This window comes from Microbacterium sp. 2RAF4 (assembly GCF_052115285.1).
GTDB lineage: Bacteria > Actinomycetota > Actinomycetes > Actinomycetales > Microbacteriaceae > Microbacterium > Microbacterium oxydans.
This window is the reverse complement of sequence record NZ_JBFRGI010000002.1, coordinates 593,176-605,925: the sequence shown is the minus strand read 5'-3', so window position 1 is coordinate 605,925 and position 12,750 is coordinate 593,176. Positions and strand designations below refer to the sequence as shown.

Annotated in this window: 13 protein-coding genes; 6 read left to right on the top strand and 7 right to left on the bottom strand. The window is 68.7% G+C overall.

The annotated features are described in order from the left end of the window. Positions 1-60: 60 nt before the first annotated feature. The 4 genes from pstS to AB4070_RS07215 form a co-directional block, all read right to left on the bottom strand. The gene (gene pstS / locus AB4070_RS07230) at positions 61-1,167 is read right to left on the bottom strand and encodes a phosphate ABC transporter substrate-binding protein PstS (RefSeq protein WP_441979512.1); all 1,107 of its coding nucleotides are present in this window, start codon (positions 1,165-1,167) and stop codon (positions 61-63) included. Positions 1,168-1,337: 170 nt separating this feature from the next. Then, complete coding sequence (locus tag AB4070_RS07225) at positions 1,338-2,327, bottom strand: NUDIX hydrolase (RefSeq protein WP_441979511.1); 990 nt, start codon at positions 2,325-2,327, stop codon at positions 1,338-1,340. Further along, positions 2,324-4,489, bottom strand: a complete 2,166-nt coding sequence (locus tag AB4070_RS07220) for an RNA degradosome polyphosphate kinase (RefSeq protein WP_046746479.1) — start codon at positions 4,487-4,489, stop codon at positions 2,324-2,326. The genes AB4070_RS07225 and AB4070_RS07220 overlap by 4 nt, the downstream gene beginning before the upstream one ends. Before the next feature lie 49 nt (positions 4,490-4,538). After that, positions 4,539-5,222 carry a winged helix-turn-helix transcriptional regulator gene (locus AB4070_RS07215; protein ID WP_441979510.1) on the bottom strand — a complete coding sequence of 228 codons (684 nt, stop codon included), beginning with the start codon at positions 5,220-5,222 and terminating at the stop codon, positions 4,539-4,541. A gap of 71 nt (positions 5,223-5,293) precedes the next feature. Here AB4070_RS07215 and AB4070_RS07210 point away from each other — a divergent pair, with 71 nt between their 5' ends. The 3 genes from AB4070_RS07210 (at position 5,294) to ygfZ (ending at position 7,502) form a co-directional block, all read left to right on the top strand. After that, positions 5,294-5,584, top strand: a complete 291-nt coding sequence (locus AB4070_RS07210; RefSeq protein ID WP_282847361.1) for a hypothetical protein — start codon at positions 5,294-5,296, stop codon at positions 5,582-5,584. A gap of 183 nt (positions 5,585-5,767) precedes the next feature. After that, on the top strand, positions 5,768-6,370 hold the full coding sequence (locus tag AB4070_RS07205; protein ID WP_282847362.1) for an FABP family protein: 603 nt from the start codon (positions 5,768-5,770) through the stop codon (positions 6,368-6,370). A gap of 1 nt (position 6,371) precedes the next feature. Next, positions 6,372-7,502: a CAF17-like 4Fe-4S cluster assembly/insertion protein YgfZ gene (ygfZ, locus tag AB4070_RS07200; RefSeq protein WP_441979509.1), complete on the top strand. Its 1,131-nt coding sequence runs from the start codon at positions 6,372-6,374 to the stop codon at positions 7,500-7,502. A 20-nt stretch (positions 7,503-7,522) separates the two neighbouring features. Here ygfZ and AB4070_RS07195 read toward each other — a convergent pair whose 3' ends face one another. After that, positions 7,523-8,350 carry a class I SAM-dependent methyltransferase gene (locus tag AB4070_RS07195; protein WP_441979508.1) on the bottom strand — a complete coding sequence of 276 codons (828 nt, stop codon included), beginning with the start codon at positions 8,348-8,350 and terminating at the stop codon, positions 7,523-7,525. Between the two features lie 59 nt (positions 8,351-8,409). Here AB4070_RS07195 and AB4070_RS07190 point away from each other — a divergent pair, with 59 nt between their 5' ends. Beyond that, positions 8,410-9,159, top strand: a complete 750-nt coding sequence (locus AB4070_RS07190; RefSeq protein WP_046746485.1) for a phosphoglyceromutase — start codon at positions 8,410-8,412, stop codon at positions 9,157-9,159. Positions 9,160-9,231: 72 nt separating this feature from the next. Here the strand turns inward: AB4070_RS07190 and phoU are convergent, their stop codons facing one another. Beyond that, entirely contained in the window at positions 9,232-9,942 is a 711-nt protein-coding gene (phoU, locus tag AB4070_RS07185) for a phosphate signaling complex protein PhoU (protein WP_045263357.1), read from the bottom strand. 216 nt (positions 9,943-10,158) lie between these two features. On the opposite strand from phoU, the gene AB4070_RS07180 reads away from it, so the two are divergent. Together AB4070_RS07180 and AB4070_RS07175 are read left to right on the top strand one after the other, a co-directional pair. Beyond that, complete coding sequence (locus AB4070_RS07180) at positions 10,159-11,382, top strand: sensor histidine kinase (protein WP_441979507.1); 1,224 nt, start codon at positions 10,159-10,161, stop codon at positions 11,380-11,382. Then, complete coding sequence (locus AB4070_RS07175; protein ID WP_045263359.1) at positions 11,379-12,062, top strand: response regulator transcription factor; 684 nt, start codon at positions 11,379-11,381, stop codon at positions 12,060-12,062. The genes AB4070_RS07180 and AB4070_RS07175 overlap by 4 nt, the downstream gene beginning before the upstream one ends. A gap of 87 nt (positions 12,063-12,149) precedes the next feature. Here the strand turns inward: AB4070_RS07175 and AB4070_RS07170 are convergent, their stop codons facing one another. Next, entirely contained in the window at positions 12,150-12,683 is a 534-nt protein-coding gene (locus AB4070_RS07170) for a restriction endonuclease subunit M (RefSeq protein WP_046746524.1), read from the bottom strand. Between the last annotated feature and the right edge of the window lie 67 nt (positions 12,684-12,750).

Genomic DNA, 12,750 nt, shown 5'->3' with positions numbered 1-12,750 from the left:
GTCTGACGCGAGCAGACGGTCTCCGGGATGCCCTGCGGCATCCCGGAGACCGTCATCGGCTCACTTGATGAGGTCGATCGCAGCCTGGGCCTGCGTGCGCAGGTCGTCCGAGATCGGGGCGCTGCCGGCGTTGGTCGCGGCGGCGTCCTGGCCCTCGGCGCTGATCGCGGTCGTGAAGAACGCCTTGGTCAGTGCGGCGACGTTCTCGTCCTCGTACTCGGCGCAGCCGATGAGGTAGCTGACGAGGAGCACGGGGTAGGCGCCCTCGGCCGTGGTGGTGCGGTCGATCGCGAAGGCGAGGTCGCCGTCGGTGCGGCCTTCCTCGATCTTCGAGGCGTCGAGCGTCGCTGCGGCACCCTCGGCCGAGTGCGGCACGAACTCGTCGCCGACCTTGACGTTGACCGCCGAGAAGTCGGCGGCCTGCGAGGAGTCGATGTAGCCGATGAGGCCCTGACCGCCCTTGACGGCGTTGGCGACGCCCGAGGTCTTCTCCGCGGACTCGCCGGCGAGGTCGGCCGGCCACTCCTCGACGCTGCCTGCGGTCCACACGTCGCCCGCGGTCTGCGCGAGGTAGTCGGTGAAGTTGCCCGTGGTGCCCGACTTGTCGGAGCGGTGCACCGGGGTGATGGCGAGGTCGGGGAGGGTCGCGTCGGGGTTGTCCTTGGCGATCGCCGGGTCGTTCCAGTTGGTGATCTTGCCGCTGAAGATCGACGCGATGGTCGTCGGGTCGAGGTTCAGCTCGTCGACGCCGTCCAGCGAGAAGACGATGGCGATGGGCGAGACGTAGGCCGGGATCTCGATGAGGTCGGAGCCGTCGACGCAGGCGCCGAAGCCGCCGGCCGAGATCTCGTCGGTCTTGAACGCGCGGTCGGAACCGGCGAAGTTGACCGCGCCCTGCTGGAAGGACTCGCGCCCACCACCGGAACCCTGCGGGTCGTACTCGACCTGGGCGTCGGGGTTAGTCTTCTGGAACTCCGCGGTCCAGGCCTGGATGGCGACCTGCTGCGACGAGGCGCCGGCGCCGACGAGCGAGCCGCTGACCGCTGCGCTGTCGGAGGTGGGAGCGTCGGTGGAACCGGTGCCTGCTTCGTTCGCGGCACAGCCGGCGAGTGCGAGAGCGGCGACGGCGCCGATGGCGCCGATTCGTGCGATTCGGGAGATCTTCACTGTGGATCCTTCGATCTGGAATGGGTGGGGCCCGGTGCAGGGCACACAGTGACGCTAAGGGCGACGGTTAACGAGACTCTCCCGAGCAGGTGAACGGCAGGTGAACGGCGGGCGACTCTCTGGGGGGCTCCCGCGGGATTCCGGGGCTGGCCGCTGCGGCCGTCGAGGCGTCAGACCTTGGGGACGTGCGTCTCGATCGCGATGATCCCCGAGCCGGGGTTCGTGGCGGAGAGGTGGACGACCGAGAACGCCGCAGGCTCGAGGTCGGCGGCGCTGCTCAGGTACGACCCCTGGATGGTGCCGGTCGCCAGCGCGATCTCCGAGAGCAGGCCGGGCAGCACGGGGCCGTGACTGCACACCACGGCCGGCTTTCCGGCGCGGATCCGGCGGCCGACGACGGAGCGCAGATCGGAGTCTCCGTCCTCCCAGGCGTCCTGGCTGATCTTCTCGGTCTTCACGATCTTGCGATCGAGCGCGCGCGCGAGTGGAGTGACCGTTTCGACGCAGCGCACCGCATCGCTCGTCACGATCCGGCGCACGCCGAAGGCACGAAGCGGTCCGACGATCGACTTCGCCTGCTTCCGTCCGCGATCGGTCAGGGGCCGGGACGCATCGGATCCGTCCCACTCCGAGCGGGGAGTGGCCTTCGCATGGCGCAGAGCGATCACCGGGAAGGTGCGCAGCACACCGTCGTCGACGAGGTTGGAGAAGAAGTCAAGGATCTCCAGGTCGACCGGGTAGCTGAGGCGCGCACGCGCCTTCTTCACGCTGACCCACTCGAGCGCGGCGATCTCCCGGTTCGGCACGAAGGTCGATTCACGGATGGCCGCGTCCGTCGCCTCCGCTGCCCAGTAGTGCACGACCTTCTGCTTCTGGGAGGCGAGCAGGTACCGGCTCACACCGACCGAGACGCCCAGCGACACCCGGATGCCGGTCTCCTCGTGCACCTCACGGACGGCGGTCTCGGCGAGCATCTCGCCGGGGTCGACCTTCCCCTTGGGCAGCGTGATGTCGCGGTACTTGGTGCGGTGGATCAGCAGGATGCGCAGTTTGCCGTCGACCAGACGCCACACGACGGCGCCCGCCGCATAGACCGCCTTGTCCGTCCACTTCGCGCTCGTCGTCGTGTCGGCCGGGAGCTGCAGCTGCCGGCCGCTCATCGAACCGCCCGCGCCCGACGGCGTCGCTGGATCAACCCCATGGTCTTATCCTGCAGGTCGATCAGGGGCTTGCCGTCCGCATCCGTGGCGTGGCGCGTCCAGACTCCCTCAGGGCCGAGGTGCCACGACGAGGTGCCGTCGTCCATCGCCAGGTCGAAGAACGTGCTGAGCTCCTTGAGGTGGGCAGGGTCGGTGACGCGCACGAGGGCCTCGACACGACGGTCGAGGTTGCGGTGCATCATGTCTGCGCTGCCGATGTACACCTGCGGGTCGCCGCCGTTCTCGAACGCGAAGATGCGCGAGTGCTCCAGGTAGCGCCCGAGGATGCTGCGAACCGTGATGTTGTCGCTGATGCCGTCGAGGTCGGTGCGGAGACTGCAGATGCCGCGCACCCAGACGTCGACCTTCACTCCGGCCGCGCTCGCCCGATAGAGGGCGTCGATGATCTCCTCGTCGACCATCGAGTTCACCTTGATGCGGATGTGCGCGGGGATGCCGGCCTCGGCGTTCTTGCGCTCCGCGTCGATCTGACGCACCAGCCCCTTGCGCAGGTGCAGAGGGGCGACCAGCAGGCGCTTGAACTTCTTCTCGATCGCGTAGCCGCTGAGTTCGTTGAACAGACGAGTCAGGTCTTTTCCGACCTGCGCATCCGCGGTGAACAGTCCGAAGTCCTCATAGATGCGGCTGGTCTTCGGGTTGTAGTTTCCGGTGCCGACATGCGAGTAGTGCTGGAGCTTGCCGTCTTCCTCGCGGATCACGAGGGCGAGCTTGCAGTGCGTCTTGAGTCCGACCAGGCCGTACACCACGTGCACGCCGGCCTTCTCCAGCTTGCGCGCCCAGACGATGTTGTTCGCCTCGTCGAATCGCGCCTTCACCTCGACGAGCGCGAGCACCTGCTTGCCTGCCTCGGCCGCGTCGATGAGCGCCTGCACGACGGGGCTGTCGCCGGAGGTGCGATACAGCGTCTGCTTGATGGCGAGCACGTGCGGGTCGCGGGCGGCCTGCTCGAGGAACGCCTGCACGCTCGTGGTGAACGACTCGTACGGGTGGTGGACGAGCACGTCGGACTTGCGGATGGCCTTGAAGATGTCGGCCCGGGTGCTCGATCCCGCGGGTTGGAACGCGACGGCGGTGGTGGGCAGGTGCGGCGGGTACCGCAGGTCGGGGCGGTCGATCCGCGACAGGTCGAAAAGCCCGCGCAGGTCGAGCGGCCCGGGGAGGCGATAGACCTCCAGGTCGGTGATGTCGAGTTCCCGGACCAGCAGGTCCATGGTGACATCGTCCATGTCGTCGGTGATCTCGAGCCGGATCGGAGGTCCGAACCGACGACGCAGCAGCTCGGCTTCGAGCGCCTGGATCAGGTTCTCGCTCTCGTCCTCCTCGATCTCCACGTCTTCGTTGCGGGTGAGACGGAACGCGTGGTGGTCGAGGACCTCCATGCCGGGGAAGAGGTCGCCGAGGTGGTTGGCGATGAGCTCTTCGAGCCGCAGGAAGCGCTTGATCTCGCCGCCGCCAGGTACCTCGACGAAGCGGGGGAGCATGGGCGGCACCTTGAGACGCGCGAACTCCTGGCGTCCGGTGCGGGCGTTGCGGATGCGGATCGCGAGGTTCAGCGACAGACCGGAGATGTACGGGAACGGGTGGGCGGGATCCACGGCGAGAGGCATCAGCACCGGGAAGACCTGTGCGGAGAAGTACTCGGAGAGCGCCGTGCGCTCGTCGTCGGTCAGCTCCGACCAATCGGCGATCTCGATTCCGGACTCGGCGAGAGCGGGTCGCACCAGCGACGTCCAGGCGTCGGCATGGCGCAGCTGCAGCGCGTGTGCCTCGCGAGAGATGTCGGCGAGGGCGTCGACGGGGGAGCGGCCGATGTTGGTGGGCACGGCGAGGCCGGTCATGATGCGTCGCTTGAGGCCCGCGACGCGCACCATGAAGAACTCGTCGAGGTTGCTCGCGAAGATCGCCAGGAAGTTGGCCCGCTCGAGCTCGGGGAGCGACGGATCCTCGGCGAGCTCCAGCACGCGCTGGTTGAAGGCGAGCCAGCTCAGCTCGCGATCCAGGTAGCGGTGGTCGGGGAGCTGGGCGTCGTAGGACTCGATGGCGTCGAAGTCGTCGTCTTCGGCGTCACCCAGCCCGGCGTCGGCGAGTGCGGGATCGATCATGGGGTACATCTAAGCACCGAGAGGTGACGCGCGTGTGAACGGAGTCGCCTCATCCCGCGCTGGCCAGGCCCTCGTCCTCGTTGACGTTGAAGCGGTAGCCGACGTTGCGTACGGTTCCGATGATCTGCTCCTGGTCGCCGAGCTTGGCCCTCAGCCTTCGCACGTGCACGTCGACGGTGCGGGTGCCCCCGAAGTAGTCGTAGCCCCAGACCTCGCTCAGCAGCTGCTCCCTGGTGAAGACGCGAGCCGGGTGGGTCGCCAGGAAATGCAGTAGCTGGAACTCCTTGTAGGTGAGGTCCAGGGGTCTGCCGCGCAGCTTCGCCGAGTAGGACTGCTCGTCGATGGTCACGCCGGACGCCTGCACGCGTGCGGGTTCGGCGACCTCATCGCGTCGTGCCAGCACGAGACGCAGCCTGGCGTCGATCTCGGCCGGACCCGCGGTGGAGAGGAGCACATCATCGATGCCCCAGTCGCCGGAGAGGGCGCTCATCCCGCCCTCCGTGACGACGAGCAGCAGCGGGGAGTCCTGTCCTGCCGTTCGCAGCAGTCGGCACAGCGACTTCGCCCCGACGAGGTCGTGACGGCCGTCGACGATCACGACATCATGATCGGGCGCACTGATCAACTGCGAGGTCTCTGCGGGGATCTGGCGCGTGCGGTGGCTCAACAGCTCGAGCGCGGGGAGCACCTGCTCGGAGAGCGGAGCGTTGGTCAGAACCAGGACCTGGGCCACACGCACTCCTCACAGACGCGGATCGACGTCGTGCCGCCATGATACCGGGAGCGATAGGTCACAATGGAGACATGACGGATCCCGCACTCGCACCGCGCAACGCGTTCGTCGGTGTGCTCGTCGTCTGGGCCGCGGCCTTCCTCGCGACCGTCGCCATCGGAATCTTCGTGCCGGAGGAGTGGCGTGTGCCGTGGCTCCTGGTCGGCTTCGGCGGCGTCGTGCTCCTGTCGTTCGCCGTGCAGCTCTGGTACGGGCGCACTCAGGGCTTCATCTTCCGGGTGGCAGGAAGCGTGATCGGCGCTCTGCTGCTGATGGGGATCATCTCGGTGGGGTTCGGCCTCGCAGCGCTGATCCCGACCTGATCCCGACCTGATCCGCACCTGATCCCCGTCGGACGTCGGTGCGGCGCGGTAAGGTGGAGCACATGGACCTCATGGCGCTCGAAATCTTCTTCATCGGCCTGCTGGGCCTTGCGAGCCTCGCTATCGTCTTCGTCTCGGCGGTGGTGCTGCGCAACCTCTTCCGCGGCCAGCGCTGACGCGACGATGCTCGAGCTGCCCGTCGACCTTCCGGCCGATCTCGTCCCCTTCGCATGGCTGATCGGCGTCTGGGAGGGCACCGGCGTCATCGACTATCCGGTCGGCGACGAGCGTCTGCAGGGGGAGTTCACGCACCGGGTCAGCTTCAGCCATGACGGCGGTCCTTTCCTGAACTACTCCGGAACAGCGACCTTCCTGACCGAAGAGGGCGCTCCGGCGGCCGCGCTGCTCGCCGAGACCGGATTCTGGCGACTCGCCCGCCCGGCGACGGCGGCTGATCCCGGCCCCGCCCTGCTGCCTCCCACCGCCCCGGCCGTGACCCGCACGGTCGACGATGTGGAGGAGCTGCGCGCTCCGAGCGGCGGATTCCCGATCGAGGTCTCGCTCGCACACGCCGACGGGGCCCTCGAGCTCTACATCGGCGAGATCAACGGTCCGCGCATCGACATCGGCTCCGATGCCGTCGTGCGCAGCGCCGGTGCGAAGGTCCACACCGCTTCTTCCCGTATGTACGGCCTCGTCGACGGTCATCTGCTGTGGGCGTGGGACATCGCCGCCCTCGGCACGCCTTTGCGCTCGCATGCGTCGGCCCGGTTGGCCAAGGTCTGACGTGTCCGCCTTCCACCAGGTCGACGGCGCGGTCTCCGACGGCGAGGTCATCACTCATTTCGGTGATGCCTTCCGCGAGCAGCGGCGTCTCGCCGACGGCGCGGCCCTTGCGCCGCTCGGGGATCGCACGCTCATCGAGGTGGCCGGCCCCGAGCGCCTCACCTGGCTCGACTCGATCACCTCGCAGTCGGTGGGGCGTCTCGCGCCAGGGGACAGCACGGAGCTGTTGATCCTCGACCCGCAGGGTCGCGTCGAGCACGCAGCCGGAATCCTCGACGACGGTGCATCGGCGTGGTTGATCGCCGACAGCGGTGATGCCGATGCGCTCGCCGCCTGGCTGACGCGCATGAAGTTCCGTACGCAGGCGACGGTCGAGGTGCGCTCCGACCTCGAGCTGGTCGGGTACATCGACGGCGGGACCGTCGGAGCGACAGTCACCGCTGCCGCATTCGCCCCGAACGGCGTCGCCCTCGTCTGGGCTGACCCGTGGCAGCGCATCAGCGTCGGAGGCCATCAGTACGCGGAGGTCGCTGAGCATCCCGCCGCCGACTTCGCGTGGCGGGTGGCCGTCCTCACGGAGGAATCCGCTCGTGCTCTCGCCGGTTCGCTCGATCGGGAAGCCCTCGCAGGGACTCTCGCCGCCGAGGCGCTGCGGGTCGCGGCGTGGCGCCCCCGCTGGACGACCGAGGTGGACGAGCGCTCGCTGCCGCACGAGTCCGACTGGATCCGCAGCGCGGTCCATCTGAACAAGGGCTGCTACCGCGGTCAGGAGACCGTCGCGAAGGTGCACAACCTCGGGCATCCGCCTCGGCGGCTGGCCGCACTCCACCTCGACGGCAGCGATGCCGTCCTGCCGGAGCCCGGTGCGCCGGTCTTCGCGGGCGATGACGAGGTCGGGCACCTGACGTCGGTGGCCCGGCACCACGAAGACGGCCCGATCGCGCTCGCGATCCTCTCCCGGCGCGCACCGGTCGGCGACCTCGTGGTGCGTGCGGACGGCATCGACATCGCCGCATCCCAGCAGGTGATCGTCCCGGCGGATGCCGGTGCCGTGGCCGACATCCCGCGCCTCACGCGGCTGTCGCGACGACCAGCGGCTCCCGACCCGCGCGACGCACGCGCCGCTGACTGAGCCGACGTCGCCGGCCGGAGTCAGTCCGCGCGCGGAGCGACCGCCGCCCATGGCAGCGTGAGCTCGCCGAGACGCCAGCGCGTGCGCCCGCCGATCACGGGCCAGCCCTGATCGCGCATCGACCCGACCGCGGCGAGGAAACGCTGCGTGGCCCCGAAGGTCGACAACGGCGCGGCACGGTCCCATTCGCGATCGAGGTCGACCAGGAGCGCGTGGATGCGCTCGCCGGCGACGTTGCGGTGGATCAGCGCCTTGGGCAGGCGTTCGGCGACGATGCTCGGGTGCTCGAGGTCCGCGAGCCGGAGCGAGAGCGTGAACCGCAGCGGGGTCGCGTGTGCGTCGACGTCGATCCAGCTCGAGACGCGGCCGATCTCGTCGCAGGTGCCCTCGAACAGCAGGCCGTCGGGAGCAAGGCGGGCGGCCATCCGGGACCAGGCGCCGGGGACATCCTGCTCGTCGTACTGGCGCAGCACGTTCATCGCGCGGATCACGGCTGCCCTGCGCCCATCGGGGAGCGGAACCTCGAAACCGCCGCGTGCGAACGACACCGGGAGGTCGGACGCGAAGGAGGTTCGGCCCGCGCGCACCTCGTCGAGCTGCGCATCGGCCGTTGCGACGCGTGCGGGGTCGATCTCCAGACCGCGCACCTCGACGTCGTCACGCACCCGGACCAGGCGTGTGGCGAGCTCGAAGGCGGTGACCCCGCTGGCGCCGTAGCCGAGGTCCACGACCAGCGGGTCTGATGCCCGGCGCAGAGCTTCGCTCGCGGCGATCCAGCGGTCGTTTCGCCGAAGGCGGTTCGTCCCTGTGGTGCCGCGGGTCGGCCGACCGAGGGGAGATGACGCCATGTCTCCATCCTCCCAGCATCCGACTCGGGTGCTCCGCCCCGGACGGATAAACTGACGGCATGACTGCGACGCGCACCCTCATCCTGCTCCGCCACGGCCGAAGCGAGTGGAACGAACTGAACCTGTTCACCGGTTGGGTGGACGTCCGCCTCAACGCGCAGGGCGAGAAGGAGGCGCGCCGCGGTGGCGAGCTGCTGGCGGAGTCCGGCATCCTGCCCGACGTGCTGCACACCTCGCTGCTGAGCCGTGCCATCCAGACGGCGAACATCGCCCTGGATGCCGCTGACCGTCTGTGGATCCCGGTGACCCGCTCCTGGCGCCTGAACGAACGTCACTACGGCGCGCTGCAGGGCAAGGACAAGGCGCAGACGCTGGAAGAGTTCGGCCCGGAGCAGTTCCAGCTGTGGCGTCGTTCGTTCGACGTTCCGCCGCCCGTGCTCGACGACGAGAGCGAGTTCAGCCAGGTGAACGACGTCCGCTATGCGCACATCGACGGCGAGGTGCCGCGCACCGAGTCGCTCAAGCTCGTCATCGACCGCCTGCTGCCCTACTGGGAGAGCGCGATCGTCCCCGACCTCGAGGCCGGCAAGACCGTGCTCGTGACGGCGCACGGCAACTCGCTGCGTGGTCTCGTCAAGCACCTCGAGGGCATCAGCGACGACGACATCGCCGAGCTGAACATCCCGACCGGCATCCCGCTGGTGTACGAGCTGGACGAGAACAACGTCCCCACCGGACCCGGCCGCTACCTCGACCCCGAGGCCGCTGCCGCCGGTGCCGCCGCCGTCGCGGCGCAGGGCAAGAAGTAGGACTCCCCACTCGATACGAAGGAGCCCCCGATGCGATGGCATCGGGGGCTCCTTCGTATCCGCGAGTGGGTGTCAGGCGTGGCCGAACTCCTGCTGGCCGAGCTCCTGCTGCTCGACGGCGAGCGGGATGTCCTGCTCCTCGACCGCCCAGTCGCCCGTGGCGAGGTAGACGACCTTCTTCGCGACGGCCACAGCGTGGTCGGCGAAGCGCTCGTGGTACCGGCTGGCGAGCGTGGCGTCGACGGTGGCCGTGGCCTCGCCCTTCCAGTTGTCGCTGAGCACCTTCTCGAAGACGGTGGCGTGCAGCTCATCGACGTCGTCGTCCGCGTTGCGGATGGCGTCGGCGAACCGCAGGTCCTGCGTGCGCAGCAGCTCGGACAGTGTGCGGGCCACCTCGACGTCGAGCTCGCCCATCTTCACGAACGTGCCCTTGAGGCCCTTCGGGATGGCGCGCTCGGGGAAGCGGAGGCGGGCGAGCTGAGCGATGTGCTCCGACATGTCGCCCATGCGCTCGAGCGAGGCGCTCACGCGGAGGGCGGTGACGACGATGCGAAGGTCGCGGGCGACCGGCTGCTGGCGCGCGAGGATCTCGATGGCCTGCTCGTCGAGGGCGACGGCCAGCTCGTCGATCTTCGCGTCATCGGCGATGACCTCTTCGGCCAGGGCCACGTCGCTCGTCGCGAACGCCCTGGTGGCCTTGTCGATGGACACCGTGACGAGGTCGGCGATCTCGACGAGGCGGTTCTGCAGGTCCTCGAGGGACTGGTGGAAGACTTCGCGCATGTTGGGGCGCAACCTTTCATTCGGATCTCGGCTGGATCAGCGCGAGGCGGCGGGTCGTCCGCACGAGAGCAGGTCTGTGCTCCCGCACAGGCCCGAAGCGATTGTCTGCTTCGAAGGTTAACGAACGGTGCCCAGCACGTGAATAGTACTTCTCCTGTTCCCGCCAGGGCGCGGAAACCCGCCGGACGGACGGTGAACGCACTCTACGCTGGAGTCATGACCCTGCCGCAGCTCGCGCTGTCTTCGCTCGCCATCGGGCTCGTGATCGGCGTCGGCCTGTCGCTTCTCGTGGTGTGGGCGTACCGAGCGCGGGCCCGGGTGCAGGAGGAGACGTCCCTGGCGATCCCCGCCGGCATCACCGATGTCCTGCACAGCATGGACGATGCGGCTGCGATCGTCGACACCTCCGGGCTGGTGCTGGCCGCATCGCAGGCCGCGACGCGCTTCGGGATCGATGTCGGCTCGACTCTCGACAACCCCGAGCTCCGTCAGCTCGTCCGCGGCGTCAGAGAGGCCGGCGGCTCGGTCACCGAGTCGATGCGCATCACCCGCGGCGGATTGAGCCTCGACCCTCGCCTGGTCTCGGCTCGGGCCAGTGTGATCGGCAGCCGCCTCGTCCTGCTGATCATCCGCGATGTCACCGAGCAGGAGCGACTGGACCAGATGCGCCGCGACTTCGTGGCGAACACGAGCCACGAACTGAAGACGCCGGTCGGCGCGGTGAGCCTGCTCGCCGAGGCGATCGAGTCGGCGGCCGACGATCCCGCCCAGGTGCGCATCTTCGCCGCGCGGATCTCGGCGGAGGCGGGTCGTCTGGGTCAGCTCACCGGTCGCATCATGAGCCTGTCCCGGCTCCAGGCCGAGGACGGGCTGTCCACGGTGGGACCGGTCGCGATCGACGAGGTCATCGCCTCCTCCATCGAGGCCCACGTCGTGCAGGCCGATTCCGCCGGTGTGGAGCTCGCCAGGGGCGGGGACCGTGGTGTCTGGGTGCGCGGCGATGCGCAGATCCTGATCGAGGCGGTCGGCAACCTGATCGCCAACGCGATCGTGTACTCGCCGCGCGGCTCCCGCGTGGGCGTGGGAGTACGGGCGGAAGACGGCGTGGTCGAGATCGCGGTGTCCGATCAGGGCATCGGCATCGCGGAAGCAGATCGCGAGCGCATCTTCGAGCGGTTCTATCGGGCCGACGAAGCCCGGTCGCGGCGCACGGGTGGCACGGGCCTCGGCCTCTCCATCGTCAAGCACGCCACCCAGCGTCACGGCGGCGAAGTGCGGCTGTGGTCCCGTCCCGGTCGCGGGTCCACTTTCACGATCCGGCTTCCCCGGATCGATGCCCCCGACAATCGCGACGCGGGCAAGAAGAGCAAGAAGAAGCGGGCGCGCAAGGCGGCCAAGAACGCCGCGTCCACCCGCGTGCGAAACGGAGAGAGAGCATGACCCGAATCCTTCTCGTCGAAGACGAGCCCGACCTCGCCGACCCGCTCGCCTACCTGCTCCGACGCGAGGGGTATGAGGTGGAGATCGCGGAGGACGGCCCCGGCGCACTCGCGGCTTTCCGGGAGCGCGGTGCCGACATCGTGCTGCTCGACCTGATGCTGCCGGGGATGCCGGGCACCGAGGTGTGTCGGCAGATCCGCTCGACCTCTGCTGTGCCGATCATCATGCTCACCGCCAAGGACTCCGAGGTCGACATCGTCGTCGGCCTCGAACTCGGAGCGGACGACTACATCACGAAGCCCTACTCGTCCCGGGAACTGCTCGCCCGGATGCGAGCCGTGCTGCGCCGCGTGGTCCAGGCGGACGGCGAGCTGGACGAGCGCGTGCTGGACGGTGGACGGGTGTCCCTCGACATCGACAGGCACACCGTCTCCGTAGCGGGTGCGCAGATCAACATGCCGCTGAAGGAGTTCGAGCTGCTCGAGGTGCTGATGCGCAACTCCGGACGCGTCCTGACCAGGGGCCAGCTCATCGACCGCGTGTGGGGGAGCGACTACTTCGGCGACACCAAGACGCTGGACGTGCACATCAAGCGCATCCGCTCGCGCATCGAGGAGAATCCGAGCGAGCCCGTCATGCTCGTCACGGTGCGTGGTCTGGGGTACCGCTTCGAGGGGTGAGCGTCCGATCGGTGGCGCATGCTGCCGGTGAGACGCAGAGAGGCCGGCACCCCGCGGGGTGCCGGCCTCTTCTCGCTGCGTGTGGCGTCAGTTCGAGGGCGCCGGGGCTGCCGTATCGGTCGGCAGCGGGGTCGGCGACGATGTGGGCGCCTTCTCGCTGGGGACCAGATCCGAGTAGTAGGGGAGGGTGCCGTCGAGCACCGGCACCTGGGTCTTGACCCCGGTGGAATCTCCCGACTGGAAGTGGATCTCGACGGTAGCGCCGGGCTTGGTGTCGAGGCCCACGATGCGCACCGGGTCGGCGTCCGAGCCGAGGCTCACGGTGTCGTTCGCCGGGACCGTGATGGCGAAGGGGTCGACACCCTCGACGGTGACGGTGAGCGTGGCCTTCTCGTCGGTCGGGTTCACGATCGCGGCGACGAAGTTGCCGACCGAACCGTCCTCCGTGGCGACCACGAGGGCGTTGCGCACGTCGATGGGCCCGTCTTCGTCGGAGACGTTGACCCCGTCGGAGGCGGCGTACTCGGTCTTGGTGGACTGCGGGGTGATGAACGTGCACCCGGTCGCACCGAGCAGAACGAGGGCGCTGAGGGCTGCAGACGCAACAAGGCGCGATTTCACGGGTCCTCCTGAGGTCCGGCGGGGATATCCGAAACCATTCTATGCGTAAGTCGTGAGGGCTCCTGCG

Coding starts and splice junctions, on each gene's coding strand:
- AB4070_RS07210 (WP_282847361.1), top strand. CDS start 5,294: ATGACGGATCCCGCACTCGCACCGCGCAACGCGTTCGTCGGTGTGCTC.
- AB4070_RS07225 (WP_441979511.1), bottom strand. CDS start 2,327: ATGAGCGGCCGGCAGCTGCAGCTCCCGGCCGACACGACGACGAGCGCG.
- AB4070_RS07195 (WP_441979508.1), bottom strand. CDS start 8,350: ATGGCGTCATCTCCCCTCGGTCGGCCGACCCGCGGCACCACAGGGACG.
- phoU (WP_045263357.1), bottom strand. CDS start 9,942: ATGCGCGAAGTCTTCCACCAGTCCCTCGAGGACCTGCAGAACCGCCTC.
- AB4070_RS07205 (WP_282847362.1), top strand. CDS start 5,768: ATGCTCGAGCTGCCCGTCGACCTTCCGGCCGATCTCGTCCCCTTCGCA.
- AB4070_RS07190 (WP_046746485.1), top strand. CDS start 8,410: ATGACTGCGACGCGCACCCTCATCCTGCTCCGCCACGGCCGAAGCGAG.
- AB4070_RS07220 (WP_046746479.1), bottom strand. CDS start 4,489: ATGATCGATCCCGCACTCGCCGACGCCGGGCTGGGTGACGCCGAAGAC.
- AB4070_RS07175 (WP_045263359.1), top strand. CDS start 11,379: ATGACCCGAATCCTTCTCGTCGAAGACGAGCCCGACCTCGCCGACCCG.
- AB4070_RS07180 (WP_441979507.1), top strand. CDS start 10,159: ATGACCCTGCCGCAGCTCGCGCTGTCTTCGCTCGCCATCGGGCTCGTG.